Genomic DNA, 17,878 nt, shown 5'->3' with positions numbered 1-17,878 from the left:
CACGGAGCACCCCGACGACCACCCGCGTCGGGCGATGGACACGATCGGGTCACGACCGGCTGGCTGAGCGTTCCGATCTCCGGACGGTGGCCGTTAGCGTCCTCGCACACACGTACAGGCGGCCGCGTGCCCGCGCCGCACGTGGCACGGGGACCGCTGGCCGGGCACGGTCCGCCAGGAGACATGGGGGATCGCGCATGTCCTGGGGTTCGTTCCTGCGAAGAACCGGTCTGATCGTCGTGGCGGCCGTGCTCGGTGTCGGCTCCGTGGGCGGCGGCGCGGCGGCCGAGCCGACCGAGGCGGTGCCGACGGAGACGGCTCCGGTGGAGACGACTCCGGCGGAGTCGCCGGTGGCGACCGAAACACCGACCGAAACACCGACCGAGACGCCGACCGAGACCGCGCCGAGTAGCGAACCCGGTCCGCCGGCGGGTGAGGCGGCCGACGAGCCGCTGGCTCAGTTGACGACGCGGGCCGTGTTCGACAAGGACAGTTATCGCACCGGGGAGACGATGTCGATTCGGTTCGAGGTGGTCAACCTTGGGTCGGCGGTGGCGCGGCGGGTCGTTGTCGGCATTGACTTCGATGAGCCGGACGGGATTCGGACCGACTACGAGTCCTGGGGCAGGCTCACCGGCGGCGTCGACATCGCTCCCGGCGGCAGCTACCCGGCCACGGTGATCGGCCGGGTCGGTAAGACCGATGCCACCTCCGGGGTGCTCGCCGGCCATCTGTACGCGGGCGCCACCGGGACGACCGCCGGCGACTTCCGCCATGCCGTGACAATCACCCCTTCGGTCGGTCGTGCGGCGGGCATCCTCTACGCCGACCAGAACTCCAACGGGCGCTTCGACGCGGGTGAGGGCCTGCCGGGCGTCGAGGTGACCGCCCAGAACCAGGAGGCCTACGGCGACCACCACCAGGTGACGACGGGCGCGGACGGCGCGTTCGTCTTTCCCCGGCTGCCGACGGTGCGGATGATGCTGAAGGCCACCGCGCCCGATGGCTGGCTGGTGGGTTATCGGTTCGTGACAATCGATGAGTCGAAGCCGAACGACGAGATACGGCTGCGTGCGGTCCGTCCGCTGACCCAGCTCACGGTGGCGTTCGCGTTCACCAAGGACTCCTACCGGGTGGGCGAGTTGGCGAAGGTGCGGGTCACGCTCACCAACCGGAGCGACCGGGACCTGGTCGGCCTGGTCGCGAACTGCAACCGGGTCGGCACCACCCACGGGCTCAGCGGCCGGTCGCCGGGGTGGGGCGCGCTTCGCGACGAGGGCGTTACCGTGCGCGCCAGGCGAACGGTTGACCTGATCGTTACCGAGGCGGTGCCGAAGGCGGCCTTCGATCACGGCACGGTGCACGTCCGGTGCGACATCTCCTATCCCAACGTCGAGGACGACCTGGAGAACCCCAACCCGAACGCGCACGACGTCGCGCGGGTACCGGGTGGCGTTGGCACCATCACCGGCAGCACGGTCGGTGTCGGCGAGGTGCGGTTGGTGCTGGCACGTGACGGCCGGTGTCCGATAGTCGCCGAGACCCGGTCCGGGGGTGACGGTCGGTTCACCTTCGCCACGGTGCCGGCCGGCGAGTACCAGCTGTACCTGCTCCCCCCGGCGGGCTGGCGGGCCGCCTACGGCAACCCGTCGCCGGTGTACGTGTTGGCGAACCGGACCTCGGAGCTGATGCCGCAGCTGGTCCCCGGCACGGCGACACCGCCGACGCCGCCGGCGCAACCCGCGGGGTGCGACCCGGCCGCGGGCGGGGCGCCGGTGGCGCAGGGCCGGACCGCGCCGGCGACCGGGCTGGCCGACACCGGTGTCGACGTGCTCGGCCCACTGGTGGTCGGGTTCGGCTCGCTCGTGGCCGGGGTCGTGTGCGTCGGGGTCGTTCGCCGCCGGAAGGTCACGGTTGGGTCTCGGTAGCGGGTAGTGGCGCACCGCGAGGAGGCGGCTCGCGTGCAGGGAGTGTCCCGGGCGGCCGACCCGGCCGTTCCTGTCCACTGGGGGGGCGCATCATGCGCGAAACCATGCTGTTCCGGCTGGGTCTGGGGGCGGTGGTGGCCGTACTCGGCCTGACCACCGCCGCCGGCCCGGCCGGCGCGGACGAACCGAGAGCGAACACACGGGCCGTCCAGCTGTCGCTGGCCGCCACGTTCTCGCCGGCGCACTACCTGACCGGCGACCCGCTGACCGCCACCGTGACGATCACCAACAACGGCACCGACCCGGCCACCGGCCTGACCGTCGCCGAGAACATCGCCGGCCACGACCGGATGGTCCTCGACGCCCCCGGCTGGGCCGCGCTCACCGGCGTCACCATCCCCGCCGGCGGCACCCACGAACTGGCTCTCACCGGCCGGATGACCAACTCCGCCGCCGGCAAGGTGACCCTCACCGGCACCCTGCACGACGCCACCGGCACCGCGACCCCGTTCGCGTTCGAGACCGACGCGCACGACACCTACGGCACCGTGCGCGGCCTGGTCTACGGCGACCGCGACGCCGACGGCACCGCCGACCCCGGCGAGGCCATCGCCGGCACCGAACTGACGCTGGTCCACGTCGACCACCCGGCGAACACCGTCAGCATGACCACCGACGACGCCGGCCAGTTCACCGCCGAGTACGTCTACACCGGCACCTACGCCCTGGCCACCACCCCGGCCGGCGGCTGGCAGCTGAGCTCTCCCCGGCGGGTCACCGTCGTGGCCGGGACCAACGACCCGCTCCAGGTCCGCACGGTGCAACGCTCGACCGCCCTGGCCGCCACGATGACCTTCGAGCACGACAAGTACCCGCGCGACGCGACCGCCCGGCTGACGATCACCCTGACCAACCGCGGCACCGGCCCGCTCACCGGGATCACGGTCACCTGCACCCCCAACACCGAGCGCAACCACCTCACCGGCGCCACCTGGACCCCGCTGACCGCACCCGGCGTGTCCCTGGCGGCCGGCCAGACCCAGGTCTACCGGGTCACCGAACGGGTCCCGGACGGCGCGTTCCTGGCCGGCCTGGTCGAGGCGCGCTGCGACTTCACCGACAACGGCACGGCCGGCGCGGCGGCCACCGACACCGCGAAGGTCCTCGGCGGCTTCGGCAGCCTGTGGGGCGAGGCGTTCTACCGGGTCTACGGCACCTGGCCGGAACCGCCGACGAACATGCGGCTGCTCAAGCAGATGCGGGTGGTCGCGGTGAGCGACGACTACTGCCCGAAGTACTTCGAGACCCGCACCGACGACATCGGGAGTTGGCGGTTCGACCGGGTGCCCGCCGGGAGGTACACGGTCTACGCGTTCCCACCGCCGGGCATCGAGCTGTACCCGCCGGCAACCTATCTGGTCCGGCACGAGGAGTCGGCGTTCGCGTCGCTGGAAGGCTGGGAGGGCTCCTCGCCACCACCACCGCTCCCCCAGCCGCCTGCCGGCTGCGCGCCGCCGGGTGACCCGCTCGTCCCGTGAACGACGAAAACCGGGTGCCCCGCGCCAACACGGCACGGGGCACCCGGTTTTCGGAAAGCGTTACCTACGAGAGGAACTCGCCGCCGCGGGTGACCGCGGCCCAGGCGTCCACGCCACCGTTGCCGTAGAAGCCGTTGTACTCCAACCCACCCTCACACGTGGCGGTGTAGGTGGCGTCGCGGCCCTCGTCGAGGTAGTCGACCGTACGCGGCACCGGGCACGCGATCGGGAACGCGGTCCCCTCGAGCACCCCGCGCACCGAAGCCGGCTTCATCGTGACCTCACGGCCCGAGTACCGGCCGTACTCACTCACGATCAGCGCCGCCACGCCGGAGGCGTGCGGCGAGGCCATCGAGGTGCCCTGCAGGAACTGGTAGTACCCGCAGTCCCCGGCCGCCGTGCAGTCCTTCTGCACCCCGAGCGCCACCCCGGCGGGCGTGACGTTGCCGTCGGCGTCGATGTTGCCGTCGGCGAGCGCAACGTTCTTCGGGTACGTGGAGAGGATCTGGTTCTCGTTGGTACGGAACAACGGCGAACCGAAGTAGTCCCTGAAGTACCCGCCCGGCGCGGAAACCGAGGTCAGCTCGGTGCCGAAACTCGAGTAGTCCGCCTTGGCCTGCGAGGGACCGAAGGCCGACACGGTGATCGCGTTCGGACCGTCCACCGGCATCGACTTGCAGGTCGCGTTGTCGATCACCCTGGAGTGCGCGGTGTCCTGCGGGAAGTTCGGGCTGCCGGCGTCGTCCTGCGGAGTGCCGGTGTCCTCGTGACCGTTGCCGAGCGACACGACCTGCGTGACACCCTTGCGGTGCGCGTAGTTCATCGCCCTGGTGACCGCGGTGACGATGGTGCGCTGCTGGGCCTGCTGCTCGGCGCTGTCGGCCGGGTTGTCCAGGCAGTTGTAGCGCCACGGGTCCACATAGAACGACATGTTCACCACGTCGAGGCCCGCGTCACCGGCGTAGGTCAGCGCGTCCACCACCGGCTGCAGGAAGAAGTAGCCGGAGTCCTGCCCACCGCGAATGTTCACAATGGACACGTTGGGCGCCACCCCGGACACCCCGGAGCCGTTGGCCGCGGCGGCGATGGTGCCGGCGACGTGCGTGCCGTGCCCGCCGTCGTCCCAGTTGGCCGGGTCGACACAGCCGCGGAACTCACACGGCCCGTCGACCTCGTTGCCCGCCTCGTCGGTCGGGATGTCGCGGGTGAAGTTGCGCGACAGCTTCGCGTCGAAGTTCGGCGCGATGTCCGGGTGACTGCCGTCGACCCCGGTGTCCAGCACGCCGACCTTGACCTTGCGGTTGCCCGCCTGCTCGGTGCGCGCCAGGTCCGACCGCACCGACGACAGGCCCCACAGCTGCCCGTCCAGCGGGTCCATGCCGGCCTTGGCCTTCTTCGGCGCCTTCGCCTTGCCGGTCGCCCCCTGGCGGTTCTCCTTCTCCACCACCGAGTCGTCCGGCGCCCGCCGGCCGCTCGGCGCCTTGCCGACCACGGCCGTCCGGCTCACGTAGAGCACGTCCTCGGCCGACGCCAGGCGCTGGGTGAAGCCGTTCTCCGGCGCGACGGCGGTGATCAGCCCGGCGGCCGCGTTACTGCGCAACACCTTGCCACCGGCCGCGCGCACCGCGTCCTCCGCCGCGTCCACCTCCACCCCGTCGGCGGCGAGCACGTTGTACTCGACCGCGCTGCCGGACAGCTCCGGCGCCGCGACGGCGGTCGGTGTCGCCACCGCCATGACACCGGCGAACACCGGCACGGCGAGTAACGCCGCCATTGTCTTGCGTTTCACGCAATCTCCTCCCGCTGACTGGCCCCGGAGCCCCCGATCAGGGCACCACTGATCGCACCTCAGCGAAGTGGCACGCGCTGGGCTGTCCGCCCACGCGCACCTTCAACTCAGGCTCTTCCTCGGCGCAGATGTCCTGCGCCTTCCAACACCTGGTACGGAACCGGCACCCGGAGGGCGGATCGACCGGGCTCGGTACGTCGCCCTCGAGGCGGATGATCTGGCGCTGCCCGCGCACGGTGGGATCAGCCACCGGCACGGCCGAGAGCAGGGCCTGGGTGTACGGGTGGGTCGGCCGCGAGTAGATCTCGTCCTCGGTACCGATCTCCACCACCTTCCCCAGGTACATCACCGCGACGCGGTCGGAGAGGTGGCGCACCACCGACAGGTCGTGCGCGATGAACACATAGGACAGACCGAACTCGGTCTGCAGATCCCCCAACAGGTTCATCACCTGTGCCTGGATCGAGACGTCCAATGCGGACACCGGCTCGTCGCAGATGATGACGTCCGGCCGGAGCGCGAGCGCCCTGGCGATGCCGATGCGCTGGCGCTGCCCGCCGGAGAACTGGTGCGGGTACCGGTTGATGTGCTCGGGGTTGAGCCCGACCACGTCGAGCAGCTCCCGCACCTTCTTCGCCCGTTCGCCGCGCGGCGCGACCTCGGGGTGGATCTCGAACGGCTCACCGATGATGTCGCCGACGGTCATCCTCGGGTTCAGCGAGGTGTAGGGGTCCTGCAGCACGATCTGGATACTGCGCCGCAGCTTGCGCAGCTCGGCGCCCCGCATCTTGAAGATGTCCCTGCCCTGGTACCGCGCGGTGCCACTGGTCGGCGGCTCCAACCGCATCAGCACCTGCGCCAGGGTCGACTTGCCGCAGCCGGACTCGCCGACCACGCCGAGGGTCTCGCCGCGCTTGAGCTCGAAGGACACCCCGTCGACCGCCCGGACCTGGCCGACGGTGTGCTTGAACAGCACCCCGACGCGCACCGGGAAGTGCTTGACCAGATCGATGACCTCCAGGATCGGCTCAGCCGATCCCGCTGACGATCCCCCTGAAGATCCCGAGGGCGACGTGGCCTCATCGGTCTGCGCAACCGTCGGCTCAGGCACCGCCGACCACCTCCTCCGCGAAGTGACACTTGCTCGTCCGGCCAAGACCCAACCGGTGTTCTGTCGGAACCTCGGTGCGACACCGGTCCTCGGCCAGCGGGCACCTCGGATGGAACGGGCACCCCGGCGGGATGGCGAGCAGGCTCGGCGGCAGGCCCTTGATCGTCTTCAGCTCCTGGCCCTTCAGATCCAACCGGGGCAACGACTCCATCAGCCCGGAGGTGTAGGGATGGCCGGGATTGCGGTACAGCGACACCGCGTCGGAGTACTCCACGATCCGCCCCGCGTACATCACCGCGATCCGGTCCGCGACCTCGGCGACCACGCCGAGGTCGTGGGTGATCAGGATCATCCCCATCCGCCGCTCGGTCTGGATCTCCTTGAGCAGGTCCATGATCTGGGCCTGCACGGTGACATCCAGCGCGGTGGTCGGCTCGTCGGCGATCAGCATCTCGGGGTCGAGCGCGAGTGACATCGCGATCATCGCGCGCTGCCGCATCCCACCGGAGAACTCGTGCGGGTACTGCCGCACCCGGCGCGCGGCGTTGGGAATGCGCACCAGGTCGAGCAGCTCGATCGCCCGCTTACGGGCGTCCTTGCGGGACATGCCGAGGCGCACCCGCAGCTGCTCCTCGATCTGGAACCCGACCGTGTACACCGGGTTCAGCGCGGACAGCGCGTCCTGGAAGATCATCGCGATACCCTCGGCGCGCACCTCGGCGCGGCGCTGTTCGGTCACCTGCAACAGATCCTCGCCGTGGTAGCGGATCGAACCGCCCTTCACCACGGCCGGCGGCACGTCGAGGATGCCCATGACCGCCTGCGCGGTCACGCTCTTGCCCGAGCCCGACTCGCCGAGCACCGCGAGGGTCTCCCCGGCGTCGACGTGGTAGCTGACCCCGTTGAGCACCCTGGCCACCCCGTCGCGGGTGTGGAACTCGACGAACAGGTCGTCCACTTCGAGCAGGGGCGCCTCCGGCAGCACGCCGGTGTCGTCGGTTTCCCCGAAGGACCGCTGCTCGCGCGCCAGCTCATTGTCTGACTGTGCCGACATTCGGCTACCTCAACTTCGGATCGAGAGCGTCGCGGACCGCGTCGCCGAGCATCACGAACGCCAACACGGTGAGGGCGAGGATGCCGGCGGGGAACAGCATCAGATGCGGTGCGACCCGGATGTAGTTACGCGCGTCGGCGATCATCACGCCCCAGGACACCGCGGGGTCGCGCAGCCCGATACCGAGGAACGACAGCGTCGCCTCGACCGCGATGAACGACCCGAGCAGGATGGTGGCGTAGACCAGCAGCGGCGCCATGCAGTTGGGCAGCATGTGGCGGAAGATGATCCGGCCGGGGCTCGCGCCGAGCGCGCGGGCCGCCTTCACATAGTCCTGCTGTTTGGCCGAGATCGCCGCCGACCGCATGATCCGCATGGCCACCGGCCAGGACAGCAGCGACAACGCGACCACCACCATGCCGACCAGCGCGGGTGCGCTGTCCACCCCGCTGGAGCGGAACGCGTTCAGGATGACGATCGCGCCGAGCACGAACGGCAGCCCGAAGAACACCTCGGCGACCCTGGACAGCACCCCGTCGAGCGCGCCGCCGAAGTAGCCGCCGATCAGCCCGATGGTGCCGCCGATCAACACGGTGAACACGGCCGCGCCGAGGCCGACCAACAGCGACCAGCGGGTGCCGTAGACCGCGCGCGCGAAGACGTCCTGGCCCTGCACGTCGTAGCCGAACCAGGCCTCGCCGGTCGGCGTGGCCCGCGACCGGCTGAGGTCACGGTAGTTCGGGTCGGCCGAGGTGAACCAGCTCGGGAAGATCGAGACCACGATCAGGAACAGGATGATGATCGCGGCGATGATGAACAGCGGCCGGCGACGCAGGTCGTGCCACGCGTCGGACCACAGGCTGCGGGGCTTGCCCTGTTTGCCTGGTTGACCCGTTTCCGCGTGCTCGAGGGCCGTGACGTACGAGCCACCCGAGTCGGCCTGGGTCGTCGCGATCGGGTCAGTCATAGCGGATCCTCGGGTCGAGAACGGCGTACAACATGTCGATGATCAGGTTGACCAGCAGGAACACGATCACCAGCAGGACCACGACCCCGGTGACCACGACCCCTTCCTTGCCCAGGATGGCGTCGTAGACCAGGCCGCCGATGCCGGGGATGCCGAAGATGCCCTCGGTGACGATCGCGCCGCCCATCAGGTTGCCCAGGTCGGTGCCGAGGAACGTGAGCACCGGGATGGCGGAGTTGCGCATCAGGTGCACGCCGACGATCCGGCGCTTCGGTTGCCCCTTCGCGAGCACGGTTCTCATGTAGTCCGCGCGTTTGTTCTCCGCGATCGACGTTCTGGTCAGCCTGGAGACATAGGCCATCGACAGGCTGCCGAGCACGAAGCCGGGCATGATCAGCTCGTCCCAGGTCGCTTCCGCCGACGCCGTCGCCGGGAACCAGCCCAGTTCGAGCCCGAACACGATCTGCAGCAGGAAGCCGGTGACGAAGGTCGGGATGGAGATCAGGAACAGCGTGGACACCAGCACCAGGTTGTCCACGAAGCCCCGGCCACGCAGGCCGGTGAGGACACCGGCGGCGATGCCGATGACGGCCTCGATCGCGACCGCGATGAGCGCCAACCGGATCGAGACCGGGTAGCGCAGGCCGATCAGCTCACCGACCGAAAGCCCGGAGTAGGTCTCGCCGAAGTCCCCCTGGAGCAGATTGCCCAGGTAAAGCAGGTACTGGACGACGATGTTCTCGTCCATGTTGTACTTCTCGGTCATCATCGCGACGAAGCCGGGCTCGCAGGGTCGCTCCCCACACATGCCGGCGAACGGGTCGCCGGGCACCGCCCAGACCATCACGTAGATCAGGAATGTCGTCCCGATGAATACCGGGATCAGCTGCAGCAACCGCCGCAGGACATACCGGCCCATAACTCGAACTCCCTATGATCGCCCAGAGGGCTGGCCCACCGGAGGTCCCGGTGAACCAGCCCCGTTTCAGCTGTTGATCAGGCGATCTCGACGTAGGACAGGTCCAACTCACGGTCCGGAGTCATCCGGACGTTCTTGAGCTTGGTCGACCAGCCGTACTGCGCCGGGGTGTTCCACAGCGGAATACCCGGCATGTCCTGGGCGATGAGCTCCTCGGCCTCGTGGTACAGCGTGTAGGCCTCCTCCAGCGTCGCCGCCCGGTCGGCCTCGGCCAGCTTCGCGTCGACCGCGGGGTTGGAGTAGTCGTTGTCGTTGGACGAGCCACCCGTGCGGTAGATCGGGTTGAGGAAGTTCTCCACCAACGGGTAGTCGGCGAGCCAGCCCGCGCGGTAGATCTGGGTCATCTCGCGGGCGTTGATCTTCTCCCGGATCTCACCGAAGGCCTGCACCGGCACGAACTTGCACGGCACGCCGAGGGTGTTGGTGATCTGGCCGCACGCCGCCTCGATCCACTCCTTGTGACCGCCGTCGGCGTTCGAGGTGATCTCGACCGGACCGGTCCAGCCGGACGCGGCGAACAGCTTCTTGGCCTCTTCCGGGTCGTGCTTGCACAGGTCACCGCAGGCGCCCGGCTCCCAGCCCGGCACCTTGGGCACCGCGTAGCCGTCGACCGGCTTGCGGTTGCCCTCGAAGATCGTCTTGGTGATCTCCTCGCGGTCGATCGCCATCGAGATCGCCTTGCGGAAGTCCGCGCTCTTGTACTTCGGGTCGTACAGCGGGAACGCGATCGCCTGGATCGAGAGGATCTCGGCGCTGCCGGAGCGGTCCGCGAGGTCGGCCTGCCACAGGTTGCCGGCCAGGGCCGCCGGCGGCATCGTGTCGAGGAAGTCGAGCTTGTCATCCACGACGGAGGCGTAGGCGGCGTCCGCGCTCTCCGGGAAGGTGAACTTGACGGTCTTCACCTTGCCCTTGTCCTCGCCCTGGTAGTCGTCCACCCGCTCGACGACGACCTCCTGCTTGGCCACGCGGGAGACGAACTTCCACGGGCCGTTGCCGATCGGCTTGTCCTCGAAGGCGGCCGGGTCGGCGAAGAACGAGTCCGGCAGCGGCGAGTAGGTCGGGTAGCCGAGCTTGACCTGGAAGATCGGGTGCGGTTCGGTGAAGGTCACCTTGAGGGTGAGGTCGTCGACGACCTCGAGCCCGCTCATCTCCTTGGCCGGCGGTGTCGGGGCCGGCTTGGGGCCGTCCGGACCGTCCGGGTCGGGCAGGTTGACCTGGTCGTAGCCCTCGATCTGCTGGAAGAAGCTCGCGCCCTGCTGGCCGTTGGGGCCGTAGGCGGTGTAGTTCCACGCGTCGGCGTAGTTCTTGGCGAGCACCGGGGTGCCGTCGTGGAACTTCCAGCCGTCCTTGAGCTTGAAGGTCATCACCTTGCCGCCCTCGGACGGCGTGATCTCCTCGGCGTGCGCGTTGCGCGGCTCGCTGGAGACCGGGTCGTAGTCGACCAGACCGGTGAACAGGGCGTCCACGATCTTGCCGCCGCCGGTCTCGGTGGTGTTGCCCGGAACCAACGGGTTCTCCGGCTCAGTGCCGAACACACTGATCTCGCCGGTCTCGTTCTTAGTGTTGGTGCCACCTTCCGCACCGTCGTCCCCCGAGTCGTCACCGCCACAGCTCGTGATGACGAGCGCCGTCGCGAGCGGCATCACCACAGCGGCCATCCAGCGCGGTCTACGCATCTGGTCTCTCCTCCAGTCACCATTCACGGATTGGCGGGTCGCCGTCGAACCCGTGGACCGTGGGCACGCGCGCCCCCGGAATGTGAGGGGACGTTAACGGGGCCACTGACCCAACTCACCCCCGGGGGCGTCACAAAGCAGTCACAATCGGGCGCCCACGGTTAAAGACGGACGCTGGGGAATTGCCCGGTGACCGCGCGCTACCGATTGGTGCTTCTTATAGGAGAGAAAGGGCTATCCCGTCAAGGATGTCGTGTTCACTTACCAGAATTCCGGTGACGCCCGCCTTCGCGGCCAGGTTCTCGGCGAGCACCTGGGTGATCAGCGAGCCGCCGCCGATCACGTCGACCCGGCCGGGGTGGATGGACCCGATGGCCGCACGTTCGTCGTGGCTCGCGGTCAGCAGCCGATCGGCGACCGCCGTGATGTCGGCGTCGGACAGCCGGGACAGGTGCGTGCGCTCCGAGTCGTACTCGTCCAGGTCCTGGGCGACCGCGGACAGCGTGGTGATCGTGCCGGCGACGCCGACCCAGGTACGCACGCCGGCCACCGGGACCTGCTCGAACGCCTGTGCCAGCACGGACTCGGCGAGCTCGCGGCCGGCGGCGAGCTGCTCGGCGGTCGGCGGGTCGGCGCGTAGGCAGCGCTCGGTGATCCGCACACAGCCGATGTCGACCGACAGCGCGCCGGTGACCTCCGCGCGCCGCCCGTCCCAGGTGCCGACCACGACCTCGGTCGAGCCGCCGCCGATGTCGGTCACCACGAACGGGCCGTCCTCGGGGTCGAGGTCACCGACCGCGCCGGTGAACGACAGCCGGGCCTCCTCGTCGCCGCTGATCACCTCGGCCTCGACGCCAAGCAGCGCGCGGGTCATGTCGAAGAACTCGTCGCGGTTGCCGGCGTCGCGGGTCGCGGAGGTGGCGACCATGCGCACCCGCTCGGCGCCCTTGCGCCGGCAGATCGTCGTGTAGTCCGCGAGTGCGGCTCGAGTGCGCGCCAGTGCGGCGGCGCTGAGCTGGCCGGTCGCGTCCACGCCCTCGCCGAGCCGCACGATCCGCATCTCCCGGTGCACGTCGCGCAGGGACGTCCGGCCGTCCTCGTGCGCGGTCACGTCGGCCACCAGCAGGCGGATGGAGTTCGTCCCGCAGTCGATCGCTGCAATCCTCGGCATGGTCGTTGAGCCTAGGCGACGACCATGCCGGGGGCCGGGCTCAGCAGGGCGGGGTCGTCGTGGTGGTGGTCGTGGTCGTGGTGGTCGTCGACGTGGCGGGCACCGCGGAACCGGCCGGGCCGGTGGTGTCCGTCGGCGCCACCGTCGTCTCCGCCTCGTCGGCCGGCGTGGTCGTGGTGGTGGTCGGCGTGGTGCACGGCGGGATCGTGGTCTGCGTCGGCCTGGTGGTGGCCGAGGTCGGCCCACTGCCGGGGACGCTGGTCTTGCCCGTCGTCGTGGTCGTGGTGGTGGTCGTGGTCGTGCCCGAACCGCCGGGGGGTGGCGTGGTGTTGCCGCCACCTGGCTTGCCGGGCGGCGTCGTCGGGTTCGGCTTGGGCGGCGGACCGTCGACGGTCGACGGCGGGCCCATCGCCTGCACGCCCGGGTCGATGTCCACCGGCTCGTTGGGCAGGATGGGCGCGCCGTTGCGGTAGGCGTTGGCCCAGAGGATCACCGTGGCGACGTAGGTGTCGGAGTGGTTGTAGCGGAACACGGCCGTGGCCACGTCGGTCGGGTTGGACAGGTCCATGCCGCCGGAGCACAGGTACTTGCCGGCGGCCAGGGTCGCGTCCCAGACGTTGTGCGGGCTGGACACGCCGTCGTTGTTGCCGTCGGCGGCGTAGCCGCGCCAGGTGGAGGGGATGAACTGCATCGCGCCGACGGCCCGGTCCCAGCGCGCGTCGCCGTCGAGCCGGCCGCCGTCGGAGTCCTGGATCGCGGCGAAGCCCCCGCCGTTGAGCACCGGGCCGAGGATGTTGGGCACCGTGTTGCCCGCGCCGTCCACCTTGCCGCCGTGGGCGTGGTGGGACTCGATCCGGCCGATGCTGGCCAGCAGCGACCAGTGCAGCTTGCAGTTGGGCTGTTCGACGGCGAGCCGGTTGGCCGCGTTGCGGTAGGCCTCGGCCATGATGCCGGGCAGGCCCTGCTGGCCGGTCGGCAGATCGTTGTCGGCGGCCAGCTTCAGCAGGCGGTCGAGATCGTCGGCGCTCTTGAGCACCTCGTCGCCGATCCGGGCGTCCTCACCGATCTCACCGCTGGCACTGACCTCATCGGGGTCGGTCATGCCGAACAGGCCACCACCGACACCGGAGGCCGGCTGGATCGGCCCGGCGGCGAACCCGGCGGGCTGCCCGGCAACGGCCGCGGCGGCGAGCACCATGCTGGTGGCCGCGGCGACCTTCGCGCGGCGTCGCCGCGTCCGGCGCTCCTCCTTGTCGGCGGATCTCCGTTTCTGTGCCGCACTCACCAGAACCGAACCCCTTCGTCGCCAAGCGCGCGTACGCCCGAGCCGTTTACCCGATCGCAGCCGGTGTATGTTCATACGCCGCCTGCCACGGTCTCACGAACATCATGTCAATAAAAGAGTCAACGTGAGGTCAAGACGATCGTCTTGGTCCTGATGGTGGATTCTCGGTGAACTGTGAGTCGCCCGTTGGGGAAGGCGCCCGATGATCAGCCCGCGCAGTCGCCCGCCGGCCAGTCCGGGGCGAGCAGGGCGAGCGCCTCGTCGCCGAACGGGTTCACGCCGGGGCCCATCGCCAGGGTGTGCGCGACATGGACGTGCAGGCACTTCACCCTGCCGGGCATGCCGCCCGCGCTGACCTCGGTACCGAGTGCCTCGATCGCGTCCCGTTGGGCGAGATAGGCCTGGTGGGCGGCGAGGTAGGCGGCGGCGAGGTCGGGGTCATCGGCGAGGCGCTCGGTCATCTCGCGCATCAGGCCGCTCGCCTCCAGCCTGCTGACCAGTGAGGTCAGCCGGGGGCAGGTGAGGTAGTAGAGCGTCGGGAACGGCGTGCCGTCGGCCAGCCGCGGATTGGTCTGCACCACCGACGGATGCCCGCTTGGACACCGCGCCGCGACCGCCCGCACCGCCCTCGGCGGCCGCCCAAGCTGCGCGGCGATCACCGCGCGGTCGGTATCTGATGGTCGTGGTTCGTTCATTCGTCCGACACCGCGTTCCACAACGTGAGGTACCAGGACTCCTCGGCGACCGGCCGCTTCTCCTGGGCTTGCTTGTCCGTCGAGTCTCCTGGCAGCTCGACCATGTACGGGGTCTCGCCGGGCATCACGTAGCGCAGCCGCTGGCGGGCCTCGGCCATCACCTGTGCCGGGTCCTCGAGCTGGGCCTTGCGTTGCTCGAGCGCCTCGACCTGCGCGCGCAGCTCCGCCTGGCGCTCCTCCTGGATCTGCACCTCGTCGCGCTGGGACAGGTAGGTGCGCAGCGGCACGGCCACGGTCAACGCGAGCGCGCACACCACGATCGCGAGCACCGCGGCCCGCCGCGTGGTGGACAGCCCGAACGCGGCGGCGGCGCGGATCGTGCGGCCGCGACGCTCCGGCGGCCGCTCCCGGCCGGGCGTGACCGGCTGTGCTGGCCGCCCGTCGCGCGGCCGGGTTCGGCGGACGCTGGTCGTTCGACGCGCGGGCCGCCCGGCACGGGCACCGGTGGCTCCGGTGCCGCGCCGCCGGCCGCGTTCGCTCTCGCGTCCGGCCATCCGCTAGGACTCCGGGTTGAACCGGGGGAAGGCCAGGTCGCCGGCGTAGCGCGCGGCGTCGCCGAGGATCTCCTCGATGCGCAGCAGCTGGTTGTACTTGGCGGTGCGCTCGCCGCGGGCCGGGGCACCGGACTTGATCTGGCCGACGCCGGTGGCCACCGCGAGGTCGGCGATCGTGGTGTCCTCGGTCTCGCCGGAGCGGTGGCTCATCATGCTGCGGTAGCCGTAGGACGTGGCCAGCGAGACCGCGTCCAGGGTCTCCGACAGCGTGCCGATCTGGTTGACCTTGACCAGCAGCGCGTTGCCGGCGCGGCGGGCGATGCCCTCCTCCAGCCGGTCGGGGTTGGTGACGAACAGGTCGTCGCCGACCAGCTGCACCCGCTCGCCGATCTCGTCGGTCAGCCGCACCCAGCCGTCCCAGTCGTCCTCGGCCAGCGGGTCCTCGATGGAGACCATCGGGTAGTTGTCGAGCAGTTCGGCGTAGTAGGCGAGCATCTGCTCGGCGCTGCGCTTGGTGCCCTCGAAGGCGTAGGCGCCGTCGGCGTAGAACTCGGTGGCCGCGACGTCCAGCGCGAGCGCGATGTCCCGGCCGAGGGTGAACCCGGCCTTCCCGACCGCCTCGGCGATCAGGTCGAGCGCCGCGCGGTTGCTGGACAGGGCCGGGGCGAACCCGCCCTCGTCACCGAGGCCGGTGGCCAGCTTGCGGCTCTTCAGCACGCCCTTGAGCGCGTGGTAGACCTCGACGCCCCAGCGCAGCGCCTCCCGGTAGGAGTCGGCGCCGATCGGCGCGATCATGAACTCCTGGATGTCGACCTCGGTGTCGGCGTGCGCGCCGCCGTTGAGGATGTTGAGCATCGGCACGGGCAGCACGTGCGCGTTCGGGCCGCCGACGTAACGGAACAGCTCCAGGCCGCTGGACTCGGCGGCCGCCTTGGCCACCGCGAGCGACACCCCGAGGATGGCGTTGGCGCCCAGCCGGGACTTGTCCGGCGTGCCGTCCAGGTCGACGAGCTTCTGGTCGACGATGCGCTGGTCGACCGCGTCGACGCCGGACAGCTCCGGGCCGATCTCGTCGAGTACCGCGGTGACCGCCTTCTCGACGCCCTTGCCAAGGTAGCGGCCGGCGTCCTTGTCCCGCAGCTCGACGGCCTCGTGTTCGCCGGTGGAGGCGCCGGAGGGCACCGCGGCGCGGGCCAGGGTCCCGTCGTCGAGCGCGACCTCGACCTCGACGGTGGGGTTGCCGCGAGAATCCAGGATCTCGCGCGCACCGACCTGCTCGATAACCGCCACGTGCTTGCTCCTCAACCGGAATCGGTCTCTCACGCGCGTCGTTGCGCATCTGTGCACAGAACAGCGTAGCGGTGGGCCTGTATCACCCGGTGGCGGCACGCGCGAACGAGGTTCACCCAACAGCGGACTTTGGGTAGCGTTGGGGATGACCATGGCTGAGGAACGGCAGGACACGTTCGAGGCGTTCCGCCGCGCGGAAGCGCTGGTGGCCCAACGCCGGCCCCTTGATGCCCTGATGGCGTTGGCCCCGGTGCTCGACGCCGAGCCGGACAAGTCGTCGGTTCAGCTGCTGGCTGGCCGGGCCTACCTCGGGTCCGCGCAGCTGCGCCGGGCCGAGCAGGCGTTCCTGCGGGTGCTCGAGCTCGACCCGACTGATCACTACGCGCGGTTCGCGCTTGGCAAGGCGCTGCAGCGGCAGGGCCGGATCACCGAGGCGCAGACCCAACTGCGGCTGGCCGTCGCGATGAACCCGGTGCCCGAGTACCAGGAGGCACTCGGCGAGATCAGCGCCCGCATCGCCGTCGAACGCGACCGCTGACCGTGCTGGTTCAACCGCCACCGTGACGTGAACACGCATCACCCAGGTCGCCACGTTCGGCAGATCGAAGCTCACCATATCGGCAGATCGAAACCCTGATGTTCGGCAGATCGAAACTCCACTGCTTTCGCGGTCTACGGCTCCTGCAGCGTCGGCTCGGGTCCGCGTTCCAGGCCGGAATCGTCCTCTACTGCGGCAGCGAGTCGCTGAGCTTCGGAGACGGCCTGACCTGTCTGCCCATCTCCGCGCTCTGGACGACCTCATCGGAGAAGAGCGCGTACTGAACGACGCTGTCAGCGCTTCGCGGCGGCCTTGGCGTAGGCGTCGGCGCCGCTGAAGACGTTCTGGCCGTAGTCGACGGAGCGGTTGTAGGCCAGCACACCGGCCCACCAGCCCTCCGCCGTGGCCAGGTCGCCGCCGCGGGCACACAGGAACCGGCCAGCCGACAGCGCGGCGTCGTTGACGTTCTGTGGGTCGGGGGGCTGGCCGTCGCCGTTGGCCCTGGCGCCCCATTCCGACCAGGTCGCCGGGAGGAACTGCATCGCGCCGACCGCGCGGTCCCACCTCGGGTCGCCGTCGAGGCGGCCGCCGTCGGTGTCCGCGACCGCGCGCACGCCGGGCGAGCCGTCCAGCGGGATGCCGATGATCGGCGGCGTGAGCTGGCCGTCGCCGCCGACGTCGGAGCCGTTGTAGTGGCCGTGGTGGGACTCGACCCGGCCGACGCCGGCGAGGGTGGCCCAGCTGAGGTTGCACTCCGGGGTCGAGGTCCGCACGATCAGCTCCGCCTCGGCGTAGGCGACCAGCACGGGTAACGGGATCTGCGTCCTGGCCGACAGCGTGGTGGCCCAGTCGCGCACCGCGGCGGCGGTCGGCCGGGGGGCGGTGGCCGCGGCGGGGCCGGGGGCGACGGCCGCGACGTCGGGCACGGCGCTGCCCGGCAGGGGTGCGAGCGCGGGTATCTCGAAGCCGCGGCGTGGCTGTTGCCGGCCGCCGTCGAGTCCGACCACCACCGCGACCGTCGCCGCGGTCAGGGCGGCGACGGTCAGCAGTAGGGGGCCCAACACCCGCAGCCGGCGGCGCGGCCGGTTCGGCGGCGGGTGCGACGGCGGGTTGATGGGCGTGGTCGACGGTGGGGTGGGGGATACGGCCACGCGCCCAGGTTACGGATCTCCCGGCGCCGCCGTGACGGCGTCCGGCGACCTGTTCGGCGCGGCCGGGTCTGGCCGCCGGCCCCCGGTTTCCACGCCAGCTGCCGGCACCGACGATTCCGGGGCCGGCGGCGTGGCTGCGTCAACGACCGCAC

The 17,878-nt window shown here is 70.3% G+C and carries 15 protein-coding genes; 3 read left to right on the top strand and 12 right to left on the bottom strand.

The window, feature by feature from the left end; genetic code table 11:
• Positions 1–197: 197 nt before the first annotated feature.
• Positions 198–1,928: a carboxypeptidase-like regulatory domain-containing protein gene (locus ACYVIP_RS18355; RefSeq protein WP_460397780.1), complete on the top strand. Its 1,731-nt coding sequence runs from the start codon at positions 198–200 to the stop codon at positions 1,926–1,928.
• Positions 1,929–2,020: 92 nt separating this feature from the next.
• Positions 2,021–3,466: a hypothetical protein gene (locus ACYVIP_RS18350; protein ID WP_460397778.1), complete on the top strand. Its 1,446-nt coding sequence runs from the start codon at positions 2,021–2,023 to the stop codon at positions 3,464–3,466.
• A 64-nt stretch (positions 3,467–3,530) separates the two neighbouring features.
• Here ACYVIP_RS18350 and ACYVIP_RS18345 read toward each other — a convergent pair whose 3' ends face one another.
• The 11 genes from ACYVIP_RS18345 to eno form a co-directional block, all read right to left on the bottom strand.
• A complete protein-coding gene (locus ACYVIP_RS18345; RefSeq protein WP_460398211.1) occupies positions 3,531–5,240 on the bottom strand; it encodes a S8 family serine peptidase in 1,710 nt (569 codons plus the stop codon).
• A gap of 52 nt (positions 5,241–5,292) precedes the next feature.
• The gene (locus tag ACYVIP_RS18340) at positions 5,293–6,279 is read right to left on the bottom strand and encodes an ABC transporter ATP-binding protein (RefSeq protein ID WP_460398209.1); all 987 of its coding nucleotides are present in this window, start codon (positions 6,277–6,279) and stop codon (positions 5,293–5,295) included.
• A 79-nt stretch (positions 6,280–6,358) separates the two neighbouring features.
• On the bottom strand, positions 6,359–7,420 hold the full coding sequence (locus ACYVIP_RS18335; protein ID WP_460397776.1) for an ABC transporter ATP-binding protein: 1,062 nt from the start codon (positions 7,418–7,420) through the stop codon (positions 6,359–6,361).
• A 4-nt stretch (positions 7,421–7,424) separates the two neighbouring features.
• Positions 7,425–8,387 carry an ABC transporter permease gene (locus tag ACYVIP_RS18330; RefSeq protein ID WP_460397774.1) on the bottom strand — a complete coding sequence of 321 codons (963 nt, stop codon included), beginning with the start codon at positions 8,385–8,387 and terminating at the stop codon, positions 7,425–7,427.
• Complete coding sequence (locus tag ACYVIP_RS18325) at positions 8,380–9,306, bottom strand: ABC transporter permease (RefSeq protein WP_460397772.1); 927 nt, start codon at positions 9,304–9,306, stop codon at positions 8,380–8,382. The genes ACYVIP_RS18330 and ACYVIP_RS18325 overlap by 8 nt, the downstream gene beginning before the upstream one ends.
• Positions 9,307–9,383: 77 nt before the next feature.
• On the bottom strand, positions 9,384–11,042 hold the full coding sequence (locus ACYVIP_RS18320) for a peptide ABC transporter substrate-binding protein (RefSeq protein ID WP_460397770.1): 1,659 nt from the start codon (positions 11,040–11,042) through the stop codon (positions 9,384–9,386).
• Positions 11,043–11,259: 217 nt separating this feature from the next.
• A complete protein-coding gene (locus ACYVIP_RS18315; RefSeq protein ID WP_460397768.1) occupies positions 11,260–12,213 on the bottom strand; it encodes a Ppx/GppA phosphatase family protein in 954 nt (317 codons plus the stop codon).
• Between the two features lie 40 nt (positions 12,214–12,253).
• Positions 12,254–13,498: a lytic transglycosylase domain-containing protein gene (locus tag ACYVIP_RS18310; RefSeq protein WP_460397766.1), complete on the bottom strand. Its 1,245-nt coding sequence runs from the start codon at positions 13,496–13,498 to the stop codon at positions 12,254–12,256.
• Between the two features lie 206 nt (positions 13,499–13,704).
• On the bottom strand, positions 13,705–14,193 hold the full coding sequence (locus ACYVIP_RS18305) for a DUF501 domain-containing protein (protein WP_460397764.1): 489 nt from the start codon (positions 14,191–14,193) through the stop codon (positions 13,705–13,707).
• Positions 14,190–14,747, bottom strand: a complete 558-nt coding sequence (locus ACYVIP_RS18300) for an FtsB family cell division protein (protein WP_460397762.1) — start codon at positions 14,745–14,747, stop codon at positions 14,190–14,192. The genes ACYVIP_RS18305 and ACYVIP_RS18300 overlap by 4 nt, the downstream gene beginning before the upstream one ends.
• Before the next feature lie 3 nt (positions 14,748–14,750).
• The gene (gene eno, locus ACYVIP_RS18295; RefSeq protein WP_460397760.1) at positions 14,751–16,037 is read right to left on the bottom strand and encodes a phosphopyruvate hydratase; all 1,287 of its coding nucleotides are present in this window, start codon (positions 16,035–16,037) and stop codon (positions 14,751–14,753) included.
• 151 nt (positions 16,038–16,188) lie between these two features.
• On the opposite strand from eno, the gene ACYVIP_RS18290 reads away from it, so the two are divergent.
• Positions 16,189–16,575, top strand: a complete 387-nt coding sequence (locus tag ACYVIP_RS18290) for a tetratricopeptide repeat protein (RefSeq protein ID WP_460397758.1) — start codon at positions 16,189–16,191, stop codon at positions 16,573–16,575.
• 293 nt (positions 16,576–16,868) lie between these two features.
• On the opposite strand, the gene ACYVIP_RS18285 is transcribed toward ACYVIP_RS18290, so the two are convergent.
• The gene (locus tag ACYVIP_RS18285; RefSeq protein ID WP_460397756.1) at positions 16,869–17,726 is read right to left on the bottom strand and encodes a lysozyme family protein; all 858 of its coding nucleotides are present in this window, start codon (positions 17,724–17,726) and stop codon (positions 16,869–16,871) included.
• Positions 17,727–17,878: the final 152 nt, after the last annotated feature.

The sequence above is a fragment of the Actinophytocola sediminis genome (genome assembly GCF_054779715.1).
The sequence above is the reverse complement of the archived record's forward strand: the minus strand, read 5'-3'. Positions and strand labels throughout refer to the sequence as shown.